At 73.5% G+C, this 18487-nt stretch carries 19 protein-coding genes, 2 tRNA genes and 1 pseudogene; 14 read left to right on the top strand and 8 right to left on the bottom strand.

The window, feature by feature from the left end:
* Positions 1-78 precede the first annotated feature (78 nt).
* The 3 genes from ABZ479_RS24070 to ABZ479_RS24060 all read left to right on the top strand — a co-directional run bounded on the left by ABZ479_RS24070 (position 79) and on the right by ABZ479_RS24060 (position 2891).
* Complete coding sequence (locus ABZ479_RS24070) at positions 79-1146, top strand: chorismate-binding protein (RefSeq protein WP_500463501.1); 1068 nt, start codon at positions 79-81, stop codon at positions 1144-1146.
* Positions 1133-1996, top strand: coding sequence for an aminotransferase class IV (locus ABZ479_RS24065; protein ID WP_500463500.1), 864 nt, complete (start codon positions 1133-1135; stop codon positions 1994-1996). Before ABZ479_RS24070 ends, ABZ479_RS24065 begins: the two co-directional genes overlap by 14 nt.
* 61 nt (positions 1997-2057) lie before the next feature.
* Entirely contained in the window at positions 2058-2891 is an 834-nt protein-coding gene (locus tag ABZ479_RS24060; RefSeq protein WP_500463499.1) for a GNAT family N-acetyltransferase, read from the top strand.
* A gap of 148 nt (positions 2892-3039) precedes the next feature.
* On the opposite strand, the gene ABZ479_RS24055 is transcribed toward ABZ479_RS24060, so the two are convergent.
* Positions 3040-3546 (bottom strand): DsbA family protein, encoded by a 507-nt coding sequence (locus ABZ479_RS24055; RefSeq protein WP_499603402.1) that lies wholly within the window; start codon positions 3544-3546, stop codon positions 3040-3042.
* A gap of 126 nt (positions 3547-3672) precedes the next feature.
* Here ABZ479_RS24055 and ABZ479_RS24050 point away from each other — a divergent pair, with 126 nt between their 5' ends.
* Both ABZ479_RS24050 and ABZ479_RS24045 read left to right on the top strand, forming a co-directional pair.
* Positions 3673-4137, top strand: a complete 465-nt coding sequence (locus tag ABZ479_RS24050) for a hypothetical protein (RefSeq protein WP_500463498.1) — start codon at positions 3673-3675, stop codon at positions 4135-4137.
* Between the two features lie 143 nt (positions 4138-4280).
* Complete coding sequence (locus ABZ479_RS24045) at positions 4281-4415, top strand: hypothetical protein (protein WP_499603399.1); 135 nt, start codon at positions 4281-4283, stop codon at positions 4413-4415.
* Here the strand turns inward: ABZ479_RS24045 and ABZ479_RS24040 are convergent.
* Both ABZ479_RS24040 and ABZ479_RS24035 read right to left on the bottom strand, forming a co-directional pair.
* On the bottom strand, positions 4394-4978 hold the full coding sequence (locus tag ABZ479_RS24040) for a CGNR zinc finger domain-containing protein (RefSeq protein ID WP_499603398.1): 585 nt from the start codon (positions 4976-4978) through the stop codon (positions 4394-4396). The genes ABZ479_RS24045 and ABZ479_RS24040 overlap by 22 nt on opposite strands.
* 156 nt (positions 4979-5134) lie before the next feature.
* On the bottom strand, positions 5135-5548 hold the full coding sequence (locus ABZ479_RS24035; protein ID WP_003959770.1) for an SsgA family sporulation/cell division regulator: 414 nt from the start codon (positions 5546-5548) through the stop codon (positions 5135-5137).
* Between the two features lie 190 nt (positions 5549-5738).
* On the opposite strand from ABZ479_RS24035, the gene ABZ479_RS24030 reads away from it, so the two are divergent.
* The 3 genes and pseudogenes from ABZ479_RS24030 to ABZ479_RS24020 all read left to right on the top strand — a co-directional run.
* The gene (locus ABZ479_RS24030; RefSeq protein WP_500463497.1) at positions 5739-6212 is read left to right on the top strand and encodes a TIGR02611 family protein; all 474 of its coding nucleotides are present in this window, start codon (positions 5739-5741) and stop codon (positions 6210-6212) included.
* A gap of 49 nt (positions 6213-6261) precedes the next feature.
* Positions 6262-6333 (top strand) — tRNA-Val (locus ABZ479_RS24025).
* Positions 6334-6576: 243 nt separating this feature from the next.
* Positions 6577-6729, top strand: a pseudogene (locus ABZ479_RS24020) (carbohydrate ABC transporter permease); the annotation flags it as partial.
* On the opposite strand, the gene ABZ479_RS24015 reads toward ABZ479_RS24020, so the two are convergent.
* A complete protein-coding gene (locus tag ABZ479_RS24015) occupies positions 6716-7468 on the bottom strand; it encodes an HAD family hydrolase (protein ID WP_500463496.1) in 753 nt (250 codons plus the stop codon). The pseudogene ABZ479_RS24020 and the gene ABZ479_RS24015 overlap by 14 nt on opposite strands.
* Positions 7469-7523: 55 nt before the next feature.
* The gene (locus tag ABZ479_RS24010) at positions 7524-9881 is read right to left on the bottom strand and encodes an SCO7613 C-terminal domain-containing membrane protein (RefSeq protein WP_500463495.1); all 2358 of its coding nucleotides are present in this window, start codon (positions 9879-9881) and stop codon (positions 7524-7526) included.
* A gap of 80 nt (positions 9882-9961) precedes the next feature.
* Between ABZ479_RS24010 and ABZ479_RS24005 the strand changes: the two genes are divergently transcribed.
* Together ABZ479_RS24005 and ABZ479_RS24000 are read left to right on the top strand one after the other, a co-directional pair.
* Positions 9962-10447 (top strand): SRPBCC family protein, encoded by a 486-nt coding sequence (locus tag ABZ479_RS24005; protein WP_500463494.1) that lies wholly within the window; start codon positions 9962-9964, stop codon positions 10445-10447.
* Between the two features lie 37 nt (positions 10448-10484).
* Positions 10485-10556: transfer RNA gene (locus ABZ479_RS24000), tRNA-Val, on the top strand.
* Between the two features lie 61 nt (positions 10557-10617).
* Here the strand turns inward: ABZ479_RS24000 and ABZ479_RS23995 are convergent.
* A complete protein-coding gene (locus ABZ479_RS23995; protein ID WP_500463493.1) occupies positions 10618-11358 on the bottom strand; it encodes an exonuclease domain-containing protein in 741 nt (246 codons plus the stop codon).
* Positions 11359-11529: 171 nt separating this feature from the next.
* Between ABZ479_RS23995 and ABZ479_RS23990 the strand changes: the two genes are divergently transcribed.
* The 3 genes from ABZ479_RS23990 to thrS all read left to right on the top strand — a co-directional run bounded on the left by ABZ479_RS23990 (position 11530) and on the right by thrS (position 15397).
* Positions 11530-12096, top strand: coding sequence for a DUF4365 domain-containing protein (locus ABZ479_RS23990; protein WP_499603391.1), 567 nt, complete (start codon positions 11530-11532; stop codon positions 12094-12096).
* Positions 12096-13283, top strand: a complete 1188-nt coding sequence (locus ABZ479_RS23985) for a hypothetical protein (protein ID WP_500463492.1) — start codon at positions 12096-12098, stop codon at positions 13281-13283. The genes ABZ479_RS23990 and ABZ479_RS23985 overlap by 1 nt, the downstream gene beginning before the upstream one ends.
* A gap of 131 nt (positions 13284-13414) precedes the next feature.
* Entirely contained in the window at positions 13415-15397 is a 1983-nt protein-coding gene (gene thrS, locus ABZ479_RS23980; protein WP_500463491.1) for a threonine--tRNA ligase, read from the top strand.
* Between the two features lie 37 nt (positions 15398-15434).
* Here thrS and ABZ479_RS23975 read toward each other — a convergent pair whose 3' ends face one another.
* The gene (locus tag ABZ479_RS23975; protein WP_500463490.1) at positions 15435-16109 is read right to left on the bottom strand and encodes a potassium channel family protein; all 675 of its coding nucleotides are present in this window, start codon (positions 16107-16109) and stop codon (positions 15435-15437) included.
* 66 nt (positions 16110-16175) lie between these two features.
* Here ABZ479_RS23975 and ABZ479_RS23970 point away from each other — a divergent pair, with 66 nt between their 5' ends.
* The gene (locus ABZ479_RS23970) at positions 16176-16736 is read left to right on the top strand and encodes an HIT family protein (protein ID WP_499603387.1); all 561 of its coding nucleotides are present in this window, start codon (positions 16176-16178) and stop codon (positions 16734-16736) included.
* A gap of 25 nt (positions 16737-16761) precedes the next feature.
* On the opposite strand, the gene ABZ479_RS23965 is transcribed toward ABZ479_RS23970, so the two are convergent.
* Entirely contained in the window at positions 16762-18405 is a 1644-nt protein-coding gene (locus ABZ479_RS23965) for an AbeC-like domain-containing protein (protein WP_500463489.1), read from the bottom strand.
* Positions 18406-18487 lie beyond the last annotated feature (82 nt).

Below are 18487 nucleotides of genomic sequence, written 5' to 3'. Positions count from 1 at the left end.
GTCGGTGACCAGCGCATCTGGTCCGTCGCCGCCGACTTAGACTCGCACTCGCCCCTCCGGACCGACCTGGGAAGCCCCGTGCCCGACCTCGAGCCCCTCGCCAGATTCGGCGGCCTCGTCGCCTCCGACCTGCGGGATGTCACCACCGACCCGGCCGCGCTGGACTCCTCAGGCTTCTGGGCCGTCGTCGCCGGATTCGAGGGCGGGACGGTCTGCGCGCGCTTCGGGAACGTGCGGCGGGAACCCGCCGCGGCGCCGCCCCGCCGGCTCTGGAAGGGCCCCGCGCGCGGCGACTGGACGTCCTCGCTGGACCGCGCCGGGTACACCGCCGGAGTGCGCCGGATCCGCGAGTACATCGCGGCGGGCGAGGTCTACCAGGCCAACCTCTGCCGGGTGCTCACCGCGCCGCTGCCCGACCCGGACGCCGACATCGACGCCCTCGCCGCCGTCCTCGCCCGCGGCAACCCCGCCCCGTACGCCGGGACGGTCCGGCTGCCCGCGCACGGCATAGAGGTAGCCAGCGCGTCCCCCGAACTCTTCCTGCGCCGCCGGGGCGAGGTGGTCGAGTCCGGTCCGATCAAGGGCACCGGCCGCACCGAGGCCGACCTGCTGCCCAAGGACCACGCCGAGAACGTCATGATCGTCGACCTGGTCCGCAACGACCTCGGGCAGGTCTGCGCCACCGGCACCGTGACCGTCCCCGAGCTCTGCGTCGTGGAGAAGCACCCCGGTCTCGTCCACCTCGTCTCCACGGTGCGCGGCGAACTGCGCGAGGGCGCCGGGTGGGCCGCGCTGCTGGACGCGGCGTTCCCGCCGGGTTCCGTCACCGGAGCGCCCAAGTCCAGCGCCCTGCGCGTCATCGCCGAACTGGAGACCGCCCCTCGCGGCCCCTACTGCGGCGGCATCGGCTGGGTCGACGCCGACCGCGGTACCGGCGAGCTCGCCGTGGGCATCCGCACCTTCTGGATCGACCGCGCCGCCCCCGGCGGCCCCGTGCTGCGCTTCGGCACCGGCGCCGGGATCACCTGGGGCTCCGACCCGGAGCGGGAGTGGGACGAGACGGAACTGAAGGCATCCCGGCTGCTGGCGGTAGCGTCGGGTACGTACGACTCGAACGAAGGCGAACGGAACCATGGGGCAGAGTGACACCGTGAGCACGACCACCGCCGGCGCGATCTGGGTCAACGGCGCGCTGCGCGAGACCGACGAGGCGTCCGTGTCCGTCATGGACCACGGCCTGACCGTCGGGGACGGCGTCTTCGAGACGCTCAAGGCCACCGGGGGCAGTGCCTTCGCGATGGACCGGCACCTGCGCCGGCTGGCCCGCTCCGCGCGCGGCCTCGGCCTGCCCGAGCCCGACCTGGACGAGGTGCGGCACGCCTGCGAGGCGGTCCTCGCCGCCAACCCGGTGGCCCACGGCCGGCTCCGCGTCACCTACACCGGGGGCACCTCGCCGCTCGGCTCCGAACGCGGCACCACCGGCCCCACCCTGGTCGTCGCCCTCGGCGCCGCGACCGTCCGCCCGGACACGACGGCCGTCGTCACCGTCCCCTGGACCCGCAACGAGAAGGGCGCGCTCGCCGGGCTGAAGACCACCTCGTACGGGGAGAACGTCGTCGCCCTGGCCCGCGCCCACCAGCACGGCGCCTCCGAGGCGCTGTTCGCCAACACGCAGGGACGCCTCTGCGAGGGCACCGGCTCCAACGTCTTCGTCGTGCTCGGCGGCACGCTCCTCACCCCGCCGCTCGCCTCCGGGTGCCTCGCCGGGATCACCCGCGAACTGGTCGTGGAGTGGGCCGGCGCGGAGGAGGCCGACCTGCCGTTCGAGGTGCTCGCCGAGGCGGAGGAGATCTTCGTGACCTCCTCGCTGCGCGACGTCCAGGGCGTCCACCGGGTCGACGACCGCGAACTGGCCACCGGGGCCCGTCCCGGCCCGGTCACGGCCAAGGCCATGCGCGTCTTCGCGGAGCGCTCTGCGGAGCACCCCAACCCCTGAGCGTGGGCCCGGGCGGTCGAACCCGTGACGTGACCGCGGCGACCCGGTAGAACTCCACACCATGACCACCACCCTGCGCCCGGCCGAGCCCGAGCAGCGCTGGCGCGGCGGAGTACGCGCCCGCCGTTTCCACGTCTGCGTCAACGGGCGCCCGGTGGGGGAGACCACCCTGTCCACCGACGCCCGGTTCGGGCCGGCCGCCGGGCGCATCGTCGCGCTGCGCGTCGACCCCGACCAGCAGCGCCGCGGCCGCGGCACGGTCGCGGCGCTCGCCGCGGAGGAGGTCCTGCGCGGCTGGGGCTGCCGCCGCATCGAGGTCTCGGTGCGGACGCAGGACACGGCCGCGCTCCGGCTCGCGGGCGTGCTCGGCTACGTCGTCCGCAACCGCACCATGCTCAAGGCGCTGCCCGACGTGCCGCCGGCGCTGCCGGAGGGCAGTGTCGTGCGGCCCATGACCGAGGCGGAGTACCCGGGGTGGGCGGCCCGCAAGCGGGAGGAGTACGTACGGTCCTGGACGCGGCACGGTGTGCCGCAGGCGGAGGCCCTCGCCAAGGCCGAGGCGGACGACCGGGCCGCCCTCACCGCGGGACTCGCGACGCCGGGTGCGGTGCTGAGGGTGCTGGAGGACGGCGGGACCGGGGAGGCGGTCGGCGACCTGTGGGTGGGGCGCAGGGACGAGGACACGGGGTTCGTCCTCCACGTGCACGTCGCCGAGGCCCACCGCCGGCGGGGCCACGGGCGTACCCTCATGCTCGCCGCCGAGCGGGAGTGCGTGGCCGCGGGCCTGGAGTGGTTGGGGCTGAACGTCTTCGCCGGGAACGAGGCGGCGCAGGCGCTCTACGGGGCGCTGGGGTACGCGGTGACGGAGGTGCACCTGGCGAAGCCGCTGCTCTGAGCGGCGGTGGGTGTGGCTGAGGCGCGTCGTCGCGTGCGGGTGCGCTGCGCCTTCGGGCGGGCACCCCGCCCGCCCGTCCGCGGGGCGCCCTGCCGCACCCCCTCCGGCCCTCCGGGCGACCGGCGGCCGGACGAGGTGCGCGGGATGGTCAGCGCCCCAGGGCGGCGTCCGCGAGGGATTCGATGCGGGCGCGGAGGCCCTCCTGCGACGTGCCGCCGTCGAGGCGTTCGCCGGAGATGACGTAGGTGGGGGTGCCGGTGACGCCGATGGCCTTGCCCTCGGCGTGGTCGGCGTCGACGACGAGGAGGTGCCGCCCGTCGACGAGCGCCGTGTCGACCTCCTCCGCGTCGAGCCCCAGACCGGCCGCGATCTCGACCAGCAGCGCCTCGCCCCGCTCGCCGAGGTCCTCGGTGCGGGCGAGGACCGCCTCGGCGTACTCCCAGCCGCGGCCCTGGGCGAAGGCCTCCTCCGCGGCCTGGGCGGCGGCGTAGGCGTGCTTGTGCTTCTCCAGGGGGAAGTGCCGCAGCTGGATCTCCAGGGCGTCGCCGTAGCGCTCGCGCAGGGCGTGCAGGTCGGTGAGCGCGGTGGCGCAGTCGGGGCACTGGAGTTCGCACCAGTACTCGAGGACGACGGTGCGGGGAGTCGCTTCGTTCATGGGGTCAGTCTCCCACCGGGGGAGGAGCCGTCCCGGAGATCACCCTGAGGTTGCCGCCGGGCCGTGGCCCGCAGGTGGGCGACGGGTGCACGATGGAGCGAGCAGACCCTTTCGGAGGAGCTCCGCATGCTGACCTCGACCGTGTGTGTCGCGCTGTCCGCGGCGGGCCTGGCGATCGCCCTGCTCACCGCGTACCGGCGCAGGTTCCGCAGGGCGACGATGATCGCGGCGGTGGCGCTGCTGCCCGTCGGCCTGTACATGACGGGCCTGGTCTCGCTGGCCGGGACCGTCGTCCGGGCCGTCGCCGACTGGGCCGTGGACCTGGTGTTCAAGCCCTCGGTGTGGGCGGGCTTCGCCGTGCTCGCCCTGTCGGTGGTGCTGTACGTCCTCGCGCGGGTCGCCCGGCGCCGCAAGGGCGTCGCGGAGCCGAAGGCGGGCCGGGCGGTCGCGCCGGGTGCGGGGGCCGGTGCGGGGGCGGGGGCGCCCGCTCTGGCACAGGGGAAGAAACCGGTCCCGAAGAAGGCGAAGACCGATCCCGACCTGGCCGAATTCGGTGAGATCGAGGAGATCCTCAAGCGCAGGGGCATCTGAGCGGCGTGTTGGTGGCAGGGGGTGGCGACGTTGCGTCATCATCGCCGTGGCGGACCTCAACTACCGCCCCCTGAGCGGGATTTGGCGTGTCCGGGGGCGTACGGTTGTGCGAGTTCGCGTCCCTCCCAGCACACCGTAAGGCCATGGAAGCCGAAGCAGACGACGACGAGCCCCGCGGTTGCCTGTTCGCGCTCTCCCAGCCGCCGCTGATGCTGTTCCTGACCGTGATCGGCGGTCTGCTCGCCCTGGGCGGGATCTACGACCTCTGGCCGTTCTGAGCCGGCACGGCGACGGCCTCCCGGCGGCGCGCCCGGTACGCGGCGACGTGGAGCCGGTTGCCGCAGGTGCGGCTGTCGCAGTAGCGGCGCGAGCGGTTCCGTGACAGGTCGACGAAGGCGCGCCGGCAGTCCGGGGCGTCGCAGCGGCGCAGCCGCTCCCGCTCCCCGGCCACGAGGAGGAAGGCCAGGGCCATCCCGCAGTCGGCGGCCAGGTGCTCGGCGAGGGAGGCGCCCGGGGCGAAGTAGTGCACGTGCCAGTCGTAGCCGTCGTGGTCGGTCAGCCGGGGCGTGGTGCCGGCCTCGGCGACGAGCGAGTTGATCAGTGCCGCTGCCTCGGGCGTGCCGGGCGCGGAGAAGACCTGGGCGAAGAGCTGCCGGACGGCGCGTACCGCGACGAGGTCGTCCTCGTCGAGTGTTCCCACCTCGCTGACCTCGTTGCGCTCCACGAAGGCGCGCAGCGCCGCGAGGTCGGCCAGACCCTCGCGCCCGTCACTCTCCGGAGTGGTGTTGATGAGATCCACCACGCAGTCGAGTGCGCACCTGGTGTCATGGTTGATCAGCACGGGATCGCTCTCTCCCTGGCCTGGTGGGTCGGGCGTTCCGGTGACTGTAGCGCGAGAGCCGTCGTCGTGGAGCGTGCTGCTCCCCGACGACGGCTCCGGCAGGTCGGGTCCGCGCCGTACCCCCGAGATGCGTACGGCGACGGACGGTCGGTGGACTCAGCTCTCGGCGAGGATGTGCGAGAGCTCGGTGTCCAGGTCGAAATGGCGGTGTTCGGTGCCGGGGGGCACCGCGGCGTCGGTCCGCTTGAGGAACGACTCCAGGGCCCGCGCCGGGGCCTCGAGCAGCGCCTCCCCCTCCGGAGAGCTGAGGGCGATGCACACGACGCCCTGGCCGTGACTGCGGGACGGCCAGACCCGGACGTCGCCGGTGCCGGTGGGCCGGTGCAGACCTTCGGCGAGCAGGTCGCGGGCGAACACCCATTCGACTGTCTCCTCGGCACCGGTGTGGAAGGTGGCGTGCACGGCGTAGGGATCGGCCGTGTCGTACCGCAAGCCCGCGGGTACGGGCAGTGACGATTCGCTCGACACAACGAGGCGCAGGTGCAGCTCGCAGCTGACCGTGGTGTTCATAAGCGCCAGGGCCTTTCGCTCAGTGTGCGCTCGGGGATTCGCACGTCGGCGAAATCGACATGCCACCTGCGGGGACGTTGTAAACCCCTCTGACGGGTTTGTGAGGGTTCCGGTACCTCGTCCGGCCGAGTTCTTTTCCTCCCCGGCGAGCCATTCCGGTGACGAGGTGGCTTCGGGTAAGTTTGGGAACATGACTGCGGAGAGTGACGAGCGGGAGGTGGCTGTGGCCATGGATCCCGCGGCCGTCGACAACGGGGACGGCGGGGACACTGAGCCTGAGGGCTCCGAGCGCCCGCTGGGGTCGAGGGCGCCGCATTTCATCCGGCGCTCCCGCGCACTGCACGTGAGCTGGCAGGTCGGGGTCTTCCTGGTGGGTCTGGCGATCGTCGGGGCGGGCGTCGTCCTGCTCCCGCTGCCGGGGCCCGGCTGGGTGGTGATCTTCGCCGGCATGGCGGTCTGGGCGACCGAGTTCGTCTGGGCCCAGCTGGTCCTGCGCTGGACGAAGCGGAAGGTGACGGAGGCGGCACAGAAGGCGCTCGACCCGAAGGTGCGGCGGCGGAACGTGACGCTGACCGTCATCGGGCTGGTGATCATCGGCGTGCTGCTGGGGTACTACGTGTGGCGCTTCGGCTTCGTGATGCCCTGGAAGGCCGACCTGCACTGAAGGTGGTCGGGGGCACCCGCTGACATGCGGTAATGTTGTCCCCGCACCAGGGCGATTAGCTCAGCGGGAGAGCACTTCGTTCACACCGAAGGGGTCACTGGTTCGATCCCAGTATCGCCCACCCCGACCGAGGGCCCGGAAGTCGGCAACGGCTTCCGGGCCCTTGTCGTGTGTGCGCCCGCGGAGCACCCGACGACGCCCCGGGCCGCCGCGGACCGTCCCGGCGGGGAAGCGGCGGCGTTCGTGTGCGCGGACCGGCCTTCCGCCGGCCTCCGCTTGGGCCGCGCCTGAGCCGTGGCCCCGAGGCCGGCGCCGGGGAGCAACCCGCGGCCTGACCGACCGTTACGTTCCGTCGCCGTAGCGGGAATTCGTCACCGCCGACGCGTTCTTCCTCTTTCCCGTGGCGCAATTCATGCGCAATCTCCCCCGGAATTGGGACGAGGCCGCGCGCCTCCGCATCTTCTGGAGCTTTGCGCTCCCTTTGTGCCGGCCCGCGAAGGATTTCAGCGGACCCCTGCGGTTTCCGGACGGGTCCGCGGCAGGCCGCAGGACGCGAGCACGAGGTGCAGGCGCTCCTCGGTGGCTTCGGTGAGGGGCGGGAGCAGCAGCGTCGCGATGCCCGCCTCGACCGCAGCACCGTCGTAGGCGGAGCGGTCCCCGACCATCAGCGCCTCTCCCGGGCCCGCCCCGATCCCGTCCAACGCCAGCCGGAAGAGGGCGGGATCGGGCTTGCAGACACCGTGCTCGAAGGACAGCACGAACCGATCGACACAGCCGTCGAGGCCGGCCTCCACGAACCAGGGCCGGATGTCGAAGTGGACGTCGCTGACCACGGCCACCCGCACCCCGGCGGCCTTCAGGGTCGCGAGCGTCCGCTCCACGTCCGCCGCGAACAGACCGACGTCCGGCCGCGCGAGCTCGTCGTACAGGGCGTCCCTCAGGGGCTCGTCGACACCCGCGGCCGAGGCCCAGCGCGCGAACCCGGCGCGGTACGTCTCCACGGACGCGTCCGCGCCGGTCATCGCCCGCGCCACCTCCGGCCGCCCGATCGCCGCGGCGAGTGCCGCGCTGATCCGGCCGACCTCGGCCGGCGAGGTGTCCCGGGCGAGGCGCCGCAACGCCCCTTCGATCCACGGCCCGCCCTTGGGAGCGCCGTGCTCGGGGCCCCACTTGGGGACGATGAGCGTTCCCACCCAGTCCAGGAGGACGGCCTTGAAGGTGGGCGTGTCTTCCCTGGGGCGCGCGTGTCCGGTCACGGCCGCCGTTGTACCAGTGCGTCACGCACGCGACCACGCCCCCCTCGCACGATGACTACCGCAGTCGTCCCAGCGCGTCGCGGACGCGGCGTACGTCGCGCAGGCGCCGTTCGTACGTCGCGCCGACCGCCAGCAGGAGGACGCCTGCCAGGGCGAGCGGCACCCAGCGGGGGACCGTGCCGAGGGCCTGGGCGACGTAGGGCGCCAGTTCGTGCAGCGCGTCGAGCGCGAGCACGCCCGCCCCCAGCAGGAGCGGCGCCGCCAGCCGGTGCCGTGCGCCGAGGAGCAGGACGGCGAGGGAGGCCGCGCCCAGGGCGAGGGGGCGGACCCAGCCGGGGTCGCCCCAGGCGGCGGCGAGACTCGGGAGGAGTGTCGCCGCGAGGCCCGGGGCGTAGGCGGCCCAGGACGAGGACGCGGGGTCGCGGCGCCGCCGCAGGAAGCCGACGGCCAGGGCGGCGGCGGTGACGGGCAGCGTGTACGCCTCCGGGGCCCCGACGTCGGACGCGGCGAGGCGCACCCAACTGGCCGCGATCATCAGGCAGGTCGCGACGTACCCGAGCCGGCGCCGGTCGGCCCGCAGCGCGGCGACGGCCGCGGTGAGGACGCCCGCGAGGGCGAGGGACAGGGCGAGGGTCCCGGGGTCGTCGGCGGTGAGGCCGATCCCGAGGAGGGCGGCGGCGTGGCCGGGGTGCTCGAAGGGGCGGCCGGGGGCGCGGAGGGCGGCGGCCTGGGCGGCGGCGGCCATCGCGAGGAGGGTGAACGCGGCCGCGTGGACGGGCAGTCCGGTCCAGGCGAGGCCCGCCGCGCAGGCGACCACGGCGGGCGCGGTCACCACCCGGGTGCTCGACGCCACGGCGTACAGCGCCCCGAAGCAGAGCAGCAGCACGGCGAGGACCGTGAGCGTCGTCGTGCGCTCCGGGTGCGCCCAGGCGACGGCCGTCGCTGCGAGCCCGCAGGCGCCGGCCAGGGCGGTCCAGGTGAGCGCCCGCGCCGACAGGGCGAGCAGCGCGGCCACGACGACGAGGCGTACGGGCAACGGCGCGGGCGCGCACACGGCGGCCGCGGCCGTCACCAGGGCGCCGGAGGCGGCGAGCGGGGCGTACGGGGTGCCGCGGTGCAGCCGTGCCGCCGCGGCCAGTTCGGCGGCGAGCAGGCCGGCCACCGCGACGGCGCTGTACGGCCCCTCCCACGCGTCCGGGGTCAGCACGCCCACGGCCAGCGGAGGCAGCGCCCACAGCAGCGCCAGGATGTGCACCGCGGCGGCACCGGCGGCGAGACCCGCGGCCACCGGGCGGAGCCGGGCCGGGACGGCGAAGGCGGCGACGCCCAGGACGAGCGCCGCGCACAGCAGGTACCCCGGCACGATCCAGTCGGCGGTCACGGCGGTCCGCACGACCCCGCCGGCCGCGCCGACGAACGCGAGCGCCGCGACCCCGGACAGCATCCCGGAGACGGCGGTGGGCACGGCCCGGCGCAGGGCGACGGCGAGCGCCACCGCCGCGGCGCCCAGCAGCAGCGCGCCGGCCCGCAGTGCCGAGCCGCCGTCGCCTGCGGAGACGGAGAGCCCGCCCGCGGTGAGCAGTCCGGCCGTACCGGCGGCAGTGCCGGCGACGGCGGCGGTGATCCGCGTCCCGCGCCCGCCGGCCAGGAGGGCGCCGGCCGCGTCCAGCGCGGCCGTGACGAGCAGGGCCGCGGCGATCCCGTACGCCGACCCCGTCGCCGACGCCCACAGCACCAGGGGGAGTTGACCTGTCGTCACGGCGAGGGGCACCGGCAGCACGAGCCGCCCGAGCGCCTTCCCGTACCCGGCCCAGAGGGCGCCGACGACGGCCAGCGACACCGCCGCGTAGCGCAGTGCGTCGACGCCGCCGAAGGCCACGCGGTGCAGCGCGTAGGCGTCGAGCAGCAGCAGGACGAGGCCGAGGCAGGCGACCACCTCGGCCGTCGCCGTCATGGTGCGGCGCAGCAGCAGCGCGGGGACGCCCGTCGCCGCGAGCGTCAGGGCGCCCAGGACGGCGGCGCGGCCACCGATGCCGAGCCGGCCCCAGCTGATGACGGTGAACGCGACCGCGGCGACCGCCAGCAGCACGCCGCCCAGGGCGAGCAGCAGGTTCTGCACCGCACGCGGCGAGGTCTCGCGCCGCGCCGGGGCACCCCACGGCGTCCCCGCCCCCGCGCCCCACGGCGCCGGGGGGTACGGCGGCCGCAGTTGCGCCAGCAACTGCCCGCGCCGCAGGAGGAGACGGCCGCGTTCGGCGTCCAGCCGCAGGAGCGCGCGGTCGGTCTCGCGCAGTTCCTCCGCGACCGGCCCGGTCAGGGGCAGCGCGCAGCGCGGGCAGGCGGGCGGTGCGGTCGCGGGCAGGTAGGCGCCGCACGCGGGGCAGCGGTCGTGCGGCGGGGGCATCGTCTCCATGGCTCGGAGTGTGGCGCGGCGCACACGACCGGGCATGCGCGCTGGTACTCAGATCCGTGCTGAGTACGCACACTGGCCTCATGGACTGGAGCCGTTACCGCTTCCGCAGTCTGTGGCGGATCGCCGCCCCGCCCGAGGCCGTGTACGGCCTCCTGGAGCGCCCGCACGAGTACCCGGCCTGGTGGCCGCAGGTCCGCGAGGTGCGGCAGACCGGCGAGACCGCCGGCACCCTGCGCTTCCGCTCGGTCCTGCCGTACGACCTGTTCGTCACCGCGCACCAGACCCGCCGCGACCCGCGGGCCCGGGTCCTGGAGGCGGCGATGTACGGGGACCTGGAGGGGTGGGTGCGCTGGACGGTCGGCGCGGACGGCGCCGACGGCGCGGGCGGCGGGACCCGGCTCCTCTTCGAGGAGGACGTGGTCGTCAACAAGCCGCTGATGCGGCGGCTGGCCGTGCCGTGCCGGCCGCTGTTCCGGGCCAACCACGCCCTGATGATGCGGCAGGGCCGGCGCGGCCTGGCCGCCCGGCTGCGCGCGGAGGGCGCACCCGGCGGGCAAGCCGTTTGAACGCAGCCGCCCGCGCCCTGTATTGTTCAGTCGTCCCGGGCGATTAGCTCAGCGGGAGAGCACTTCGTTCACACCGAAGGGGTCACTGGTTCGATCCCAGTATCGCCCACCCTCACGAAGGGGCCGGTCCATCAGGACCGGCCCCTTCGTCGTCCGCGGCTGGGCCGGGCCTAGGCCGCCGGTTCCTGCGGGGCCCGTACCGGCGACGGCCGCAGCGGCCAGGCCGGGTCGACCCGGTCGTCGGTGCCGCTGCGGGCGAACCACGCCTGCAGCCCCCGGGCCTGGCCCGCGTGCCAGAGGGCCTGCCGGGCGTGCAGTTCGGTGGGTGGCACCTCGCCTATCCGCGCGGAGAAGCGGTGCCCCAGCACCCGTACGAGGGCGAGCGCGGCGAGGGCGTCCGCGGCCGCGTCGTGGGCGTCGGTGAGCGTCACGCCGTAGTGGGCGCAGAGGTCGGTCAGGGTGCGGCGGCCCTTGCGGTAGCGGTCGAGGTGCTTGTCCAGGACCCGGGGGTCGAGGACGCGCAGCGGGCCGCGGACCAGGTAGGCGTCGAGCGCCATGCCGCGGTGGCGCCTCAACTCCCGGTCGAGCAGCGTCAGGTCGAAGGGCGCGTTCATCACCACCAGCGGCACGCCGGCCGCGGCCTGGTCGGCCAGCGCGCGTGCCAGTTCCTCCACCACCGGGCCTGGACGGCGTCCGTTGGCCCGCAGGTAGTCGTCGTCCAGCCCGTGCACCGCGCGGGCCCCTTCGGGCACCGGGACCCCCGGGTCCACCAGCCAGCGGGTCGTCCTGGCCGGTGTGCCGGGGGCGTCCTCGACCACCAACGCGGCCGAGACGACCCGGTCGTGCTCCACGTCGACCCCCGTGGTCTCCGTGTCGAAGGCGGCCAGCGGGCCGTCGTACCAGTGCGGCATGGCGCACCTCCCGTGCGGATCGCAGGATGTGGGCGGCCGGCGGCCCCCTCACGGTACGTACCCGTGACCGCACGTCACCGAACCGCAACGGTTTGCGACTTGTCGCTGGTGGGGATGAAGAAGTCAACGGGGATCGCCAGGATTCCCGGGCCCGGAAAGGCACGGAGAGCGATGGCGCTCGAGCAGCCCGGCCCGGGTGGGCTGCTGTCCGAGCGGAACGCACCGCTGCGCGGCGGACTCGCCACCACCAGCTGCATGGAAACCCTCCAGGTGGGATACCTGCACGCGGTGGCGGCAGCCGCCGGCTGCTCGCTCGCCCAGCCCTTCCCGGACAACGGCATCGACTGGCACATAAGCCACAGTTCGCACGGTCACGACGTCGACGACGAGGTAACGATCAAGGTGCAGCTCAAGTGCACCTACCAGGTGGCCCCGCGGCCCCCCGGACCGACCTTCGCCTTCACGCTCGAGAACGAGCACCTGGTGAAGCTGGCCCGGAACCCGGTCTCGGTGCACAAGATCCTCGTGGTGATGCTCGTGCCGCGCACCCAGGAGGAGTGGCTGCGTGCCGGCCACGACCGGCTGGAACTGCGGCACTGCTGTTACTGGACGAACCTGGCCGGCCAGGCGGTGACCGGCCGGCGCAAGACCACCGTGCGGATACCCACCGCGCGGATCTTCGACGACCGGGCCCTGTGCGAGATCATGACGCGGGTCGGGGCGGGAGGGAGGCCCTGATGAGCCGGACGGCCGACGACGCACTCGTCCCGCCCGACCCCGAGCGCGTCGACCCCGGTGTCCTCGTCGCGCTGCTCGTCCGCCACGGCTGGCGGCGGCGCGGCGGCGCCCCGGGCCGCTACACACGCTGGACGCCCCCCGGCGAGCCGGGATCCGCCGCCCGTACGAGCCTGCTGGTGCCCGAACGGCGCACCTCGGGCGCCCGCTACGCCGACCACGCCGAGCTGCTGGGCGAGGCCCTGGACGCCCTCGCCCGCTGCGGCGAGCCGTCGGCGCGCGAGGTGCTGACCGCGCTCGCCGTCCCGGGCGACGAGGTCCGCTGGCACCGCGAGCCGCCGCCGGCCGCGGGCGCGGCCGTGCCCTGGACGGCGGCGGAGCAACTGCGGGCCGCGGCCCGCGCCATGCTGATGTCCGCCGCCCGCGCCGAACGCGACCGCTTCGGCTACTTCGGCGCGCGGCACACCGGGCACGCCGACGCCTTCCTGGAGCGGGTGCTGGTCGGCGACGCGCCGGGGCACCAGCTCACCGCGTACGCGCCGGTCCCCGACGGCCGGGCCACCGTGACCACGCTGCTGCGCGCCCTGCAGGCCACCCGGGACGCCGTGGACTACCAGCGGACGACCGGCGGCATGGAGGCCTTCGACGCCGCCGTCGGCCTCGGCGTCTGCCACGAACTGGCCGACTCCCTGATCCGGATGGTGCGCGGCACGGAGGGCGTGGCGGTCACCCTCGCCTGGTCACCGTCGGCCGGGCCGCCCGCGGGGTTCGCGACCGTACCGGAGCCGGTCGAGTTCTCCCCTGGCGACCTCCCCGCGCTGGAGGCCGCCAGTGACCGTTACGTGCGCGAGGAACCCTCGGTCGACGTACGCGTCACCGGCACCGTCACCCGGCTCCGCCGGCCGCGGCCCTCCGGGGGCGGCACCATCCGGCTGCGCGTCCTGGCCGGCGCCGACGTCCGCCACATCCGCGTCCGGCTGCCCGAGGAGGGCTACCGCATCGCCGCCCAGGCACACCTGGTGGGGCTGCCCGTCCGGCTCTCCGGGCGGCTGGAGCGGCGGACGGGGTTCCGCCACCTCACCCACCCGTCCGCCCCCGCCCCCGTCCACGTCGACGAGGCCGACCGCGACCGGCTGCTGAAGGCACTGCACGGCGGCGTCGACACCTTCGAGGACTCCTTCGGCGGCTGACCGGGGCGCCCACGGACGGCGGCCGCGCCGCCGGGTGCCATCGCTTCGCGGGGCACCCGCGCGGCTCGGTAGGATTCAGCGGTGCAGCTTTCCGCTGCCGGGCCCAGTGGGACATACGTCAGGAGAGACCGGTGTCAGACGTCCGTGTGATCATCAAACGCGATTCCGAGGAGCAGGAAGAGCGGCTGGTCACGACGGGCACGACCGCGGCCGAGCTCTTCGACGGCGACCGCACCGTCGTCGCCGCGCGCGTCGGGGGCCAGCTCAAGGACCTCGCGTACCAGGTCGCCGACGGCGACGAGGTCGAGCCCGTCGGGATCGCCAGCGAGGACGGCCTCAACATCCTGCGCCACTCCACCGCGCACGTGATGGCCCAGGCCGTGCAGGAGCTCTTCCCGGAGGCCAAGCTCGGCATCGGCCCGCCGATCAAGGACGGCTTCTACTACGACTTCGACGTCGAGAAGCCCTTCCACCCCGACGACCTCAAGCGCATCGAGAAGAAGATGCAGGAGATCGTCAAGCGCGGCCAGCACTTCTCCCGCCGTGCCGTCAGCGACGACGCGGCCCGTGAGGAACTCGCCGACGAGCCCTACAAGCTGGAGCTGATCGGCCTCAAGGGTTCCGCCGCCGAGGCCGCCGAGGGCGCCTCCGCGGAGGTCGGCGCCGGCGAGCTGACCATCTACGACAACCTGGACGCCAAGACCGGCGAGCTGTGCTGGAAGGACCTCTGCCGCGGTCCCCATCTGCCCACCACCCGGATCATCCCGGCGTTCAAGCTGATGCGCTCGGCCGCCGCCTACTGGCGCGGCAGCGAGAAGAACAAGCAGCTGCAGCGCATCTACGGCACCGCCTGGCCGTCCCGGGACGAGCTGAAGGAGTACCTGGACTTCCTCGTCGAGGCCGAGAAGCGCGACCACCGCAAGCTCGGCGCGGAGCTCGACCTGTTCTCCATCCCGGAGCAGATCGGCTCGGGCCTGGCCGTCTTCCACCCCAAGGGCGGCATCGTCCGCCGGGTGATGGAGGACTACTCGCGCCGCCGGCACGAGGAGGAGGGCTACGAGTTCGTCTACACCCCGCACGCCACCAAGGGGAAGCTCTTCGAGACCTCGGGCCACCTGGACTGGTACGCCGACGGCATGTACCCGCCCATGCAGCTCGACGAGGGCGTGGACTACTACCTCAAGCCCATGAACTGCCCGATGCACAACCTGATCTTCGACGCGCGCGGCCGTTCGTACCGTGAACTGCCGCTGCGCCTGTTCGAGTTCGGCACCGTGTACCGGTACGAGAAGTCCGGCGTCGTGCACGGCCTCACCCGTGCCCGCGGCTTCACCCAGGACGACGCGCACATCTACTGCACCAAGGAGCAGATGGCGGACGAGCTCGACAAGACGCTCACCTTCGTCCTCAACCTGCTGCGCGACTACGGCCTGACCGACTTCTACCTGGAGCTGTCCACCAAGGACCCGGAGAAGTTCGTCGGCTCCGACGAGATCTGGGAGGAGGCCACCGAGACGCTGCGGCAGGTGGCCGAGAAGCAGGGCCTCCCGCTCGTCCCCGACCCGGGCGGCGCCGCGTTCTACGGCCCGAAGATCTCCGTCCAGGCCAAGGACGCCATCGGCCGCACCTGGCAGATGTCGACCGTGCAGCTCGACTTCAACCTGCCCGAGCGCTTCGACCTGGAGTACACGGCTGCCGACGGCACCAAGCAGCGCCCGGTCATGATCCACCGTGCGCTCTTCGGTTCCATCGAGCGCTTCTTCGCGGTGCTGCTCGAGCACTACGCGGGCGCCTTCCCGGCGTGGCTGGCCCCCGTCCAGGCGGTCGGCATCCCGATCGGCGACGCGCACGTGTCCTACCTGCAGGACTTCGCCGCCGAGGCGAGGAAGCAGGGCCTGCGGGTCGAGGTGGACGCCTCCGCCGACCGGATGCAGAAGAAGATCCGCAACGCGCAGCGGAGCAAGGTGCCGTTCATGGTCATCGTCGGCGACGAGGACATGGCGGCCGGCTCGGTCTCCTTCCGCTACCGGGACGGCTCGCAGAAGAACGGCATCCCGCGCGAGGAGGCGATCGCCGAGATCGCCAAGGCCGTCGCGGACCGCGTCCAGGTCTGATCCGCCGCCACGACGCACGGCGACGGGCCCCCGGAGGTCAGCCCTCCGGGGGCCCGTCCGCGTCCGGCCGCTCGTCGGCGCGGCGGAAGCTCTTGGTGAGCCAGGCCGAGAACGAGCCGACGACCGCGCCGATCAGGACGACGCCCAGGAACATCACGCCCACCGCGATGACCCGCCCGCGCACCGTCACCGGCACCACGTCGCCGTAGCCGGTGGTGGTGATCGTGGAGCACAGCCACCACACCGCCTCGCCGTAGGTGCGGATCTGCCCGCCGGGGGCGTCGTGCTCGTCCGCGTAGACCTGCAGGCTCGCCGCGAAGCCTAGGAGCAGCGCGCTCAGCCCCGCGTAGGACATCACCCGGGCCTCCAGGGAGATCCGCGGCTGCATGTGGCGGTCCTGGACCCTCCCGTAGATCTGCAGCAGGCGCAGCGGGCGCAGCAGCGGCAGGACGACCACGACCAGGTCGAGCCAGTGCCGGCGGACCCAACTCCACCGGTGCGGTGCGACGGCCACCCGCACCAGGTAGTCCAGGACGAAGAACCCCCAGGTCACGACGGTGATCAGGAGCAGCAGGTCCGACCAGCCGGGGGGCAGGTCCGGGGCGAGCACGCGCACCGCGTACGTGACGAGGAACACCAGGGACGCGACGGACAGCGGCACGCTGCCCCGGCGTTCCCACTCCCGCAGCCGCCGCTCCTCATCCATGGGCATGGGGCCAGCATCGTGCCCCGCGGCCGGGTGTGCCCCCGGCGACACGCAGGGCCGCGACGACGCCATATGCTGCAAGGCATGACGAGTGAGCCGGAACTGCAGAACGGAGTGGGGACGCAGGACGCGTTCCAGCGCCTGTGGACGCCGCACCGCATGGCGTACATCCAGGGCGAGAACAAGCCGACCGGCCCCGGGGCCGGGGACGGCTGCCCCTTCTGCGTGATTCCGGAGATGAGCGACGAGGACGGGCTGGTCATCGCGCGCGGCGACGCCGTGTACGCGGTCCTCAACCTCTACCCGTACAACGGCGGCCACCTGATGGTGGTGCCCTACCGTCACGTCGCGGACTACACCGACCTCGACGGGCCGGAGACCACCGAGCTCGCCGAGTTCACCAAGCGCGCCATGGTCGCGCTGCGCTCGGCCTCGGGCGCGCACGGCTTCAACATCGGCATGAACCAGGGCACCGTGGCCGGTGCCGGGATCGCCGCGCACCTGCACCAGCACGTGGTGCCGCGCTGGGGCGGGGACACCAACTTCATGCCGGTGGTCGGCCACACCAAGGTGCTGCCGCAGCTCCTCGCCGACACCCGCAAGATGCTCGCCGACGCCTGGCCGGCCGGCTGACCGGGCCGGCCCGCGGCGGGGCGCGTCAGTAGACGTCGGCCTCGCTGGGCGAGGCGTCCTGCACCATGTTGCTCAGGATGGACGAGCGGTTGTCGAACCTCTCGACGTCCACCCCGTTCTCCCTCATGACGGTGATGGTCGCGGAGTGCACCGCGCGCAGCACCGGGGTGGCGGCGCGCAGCGCGTCGTCGGCCATGAAGCGGTTCGTCCAGGGCGCCGACGCCCAGCTGTGCCGCAAGCCGAAGGGCTCGGGCAGGGCGATCTTGCCGCCGAGGTGGTCGAGGATCGTGGGGAACCGCGTCAGGGGGGCGCGGGCCGCGAGCCGGACGACCTCGTCGCTCGCCACGAGGGGCAGCTGCACCTTCTTGGTCTCCCAGAACTTGTAGGGGTGCGCCACCTCCTTCTCCTTGGCCTCCGGAGCCGTGGTGAACAGGCCGTGCACGGGCCCGAGGACGTGCCCGGTCACCTCGACGCGCAGGGTGCTCGCCAGCACGGTCACGGTGACCATCATGGTGATCACCAGCTGGCCGTCCCAGACCACGAACTGCACGCCCAGGTAGTGCCGGTCGCCCTTGTCGAACTGCTGCTCGTTGCAGATCCGCTGGATCTCGAAGTCCCGGACGGTGTAGCCGTCGACGTTCGAGCCGGTGGGCCGGGTGATCTTCTTGGCGCCCGCGCCGACGTGGGAGACGACCCAGTGCTGCACCATGGGCTTGGGGAAGCCGCCGGTGTGCAGCGGGCCGCGCTGCAGGTCGCGTAGCCGGCCGTGGATCGCCTTGATCACGTCCCAGCTGCGGAACGGGTGGATCTCGCTCAGGCCCTCGCGCGGGGTGAGTTCCTCGGCCATGCGCCAGGCGCCCCAGCGGGCCCCCATGCCGAGCACGCCCTTGGGCCCGGCGTAGAACACCACGTTGCTCCGCTGCTCGGCGGAGAGCTTGGCGAGGTTCTGGCGCAGGGTCTCGGCCTTGGTCTGGTTGGGGTTGCGCGGCACCGCCTCCGGGATCTTGGCGCCCACGCCGCTGCCGGAGACCAGTCCCGCCCAGCGGTCGCGCAGGTCCTTGGCGGTCTGCTCGCAGATTCTCTTGGCCCAGAACCAGCCGAGCACCGGCGCCACCATCATCACCCGCAGGTACTGCGACCAGAAGCCGGTCAGCGGCGGGTTGAGGACGAACAGGACGGCGAAGAAGCCGACCACGACCAGTACCACCGAGCCGAGCAGCCCGGCCCGGGAACCCTCGGACTTCCGCACGACGGCCCGGAGTTGGAAGGCGCCCAGCCAGATCAGCATGCCGGGCAGGAAGAGCAGGCCGAACACGGCCATGACCGCCGTCAGCTTGTTGTCGCGCTCCTGGCGGATCCGGTTGGCGGCCAGGCAGTGCTCGACGACGGTCTGCGGTTCCGCGCCGAAGGACTGCACCAGCTCGTTGCGTTTGGCGCCGAGCATCCGGTTCTGCACGGCGCGGGCGAAGGCCTCGCCCAGGTTCGCCCGCAGCAGCTTGACCTTCGGCTCCTTGACCGACGACATGCCCTCGTCGGCCGCCGAGAGGGCCTCCAGGGGGCTGTCGCGGTACGCGGCCGACGCGAGCGCCTGGGTGGCCCCCGTCTGGCCGTCGACACCGCTCAGCGGTATCTGCGCGCCCGGGCTCAGGAAGTCGAAACCGTCGGTCACTGCCGCCCCCTTCTGGTCCCCGCCCGCGCGGAAGTGAACCCGCCCGGCCCTTTCCCCGGCCGCGGCACCGGCACACCTGCGA

Origin of the sequence: Streptomyces sp. NPDC005722 (genome assembly GCF_040630935.1) — a bacterium.
Classification (GTDB): Bacteria; Actinomycetota; Actinomycetes; order Streptomycetales; family Streptomycetaceae; genus Actinacidiphila.
Note: the sequence above shows the minus strand (reverse complement) of the source record. Positions and strands in the feature narration are given on the sequence as shown.

What these genes read in the sequence shown, in the direction of transcription:
- ABZ479_RS24065 (WP_500463500.1), top strand. Translation starts at nt 1,133, where the DNA reads ATGGGGCAGAGTGACACCGTGAGCACGACCACCGCCGGCGCGATCTGG.
- ABZ479_RS24060 (WP_500463499.1), top strand. Translation starts at nt 2,058, where the DNA reads ATGACCACCACCCTGCGCCCGGCCGAGCCCGAGCAGCGCTGGCGCGGC.
- ABZ479_RS24055 (WP_499603402.1), bottom strand. Translation starts at nt 3,546, where the DNA reads ATGAACGAAGCGACTCCCCGCACCGTCGTCCTCGAGTACTGGTGCGAA.
- ABZ479_RS24050 (WP_500463498.1), top strand. Translation starts at nt 3,673, where the DNA reads ATGCTGACCTCGACCGTGTGTGTCGCGCTGTCCGCGGCGGGCCTGGCG.
- ABZ479_RS24045 (WP_499603399.1), top strand. Translation starts at nt 4,281, where the DNA reads ATGGAAGCCGAAGCAGACGACGACGAGCCCCGCGGTTGCCTGTTCGCG.
- ABZ479_RS24035 (WP_003959770.1), bottom strand. Translation starts at nt 5,548, where the DNA reads ATGAACACCACGGTCAGCTGCGAGCTGCACCTGCGCCTCGTTGTGTCG.
- ABZ479_RS24030 (WP_500463497.1), top strand. Translation starts at nt 5,739, where the DNA reads ATGACTGCGGAGAGTGACGAGCGGGAGGTGGCTGTGGCCATGGATCCC.
- ABZ479_RS24010 (WP_500463495.1), bottom strand. Translation starts at nt 9,881, where the DNA reads ATGGAGACGATGCCCCCGCCGCACGACCGCTGCCCCGCGTGCGGCGCC.
- ABZ479_RS24005 (WP_500463494.1), top strand. Translation starts at nt 9,962, where the DNA reads ATGGACTGGAGCCGTTACCGCTTCCGCAGTCTGTGGCGGATCGCCGCC.
- ABZ479_RS23995 (WP_500463493.1), bottom strand. Translation starts at nt 11,358, where the DNA reads ATGCCGCACTGGTACGACGGCCCGCTGGCCGCCTTCGACACGGAGACC.
- ABZ479_RS23990 (WP_499603391.1), top strand. Translation starts at nt 11,530, where the DNA reads ATGGCGCTCGAGCAGCCCGGCCCGGGTGGGCTGCTGTCCGAGCGGAAC.
- ABZ479_RS23985 (WP_500463492.1), top strand. Translation starts at nt 12,096, where the DNA reads ATGAGCCGGACGGCCGACGACGCACTCGTCCCGCCCGACCCCGAGCGC.
- ABZ479_RS23975 (WP_500463490.1), bottom strand. Translation starts at nt 16,109, where the DNA reads ATGCCCATGGATGAGGAGCGGCGGCTGCGGGAGTGGGAACGCCGGGGC.
- ABZ479_RS23970 (WP_499603387.1), top strand. Translation starts at nt 16,176, where the DNA reads ATGCTGCAAGGCATGACGAGTGAGCCGGAACTGCAGAACGGAGTGGGG.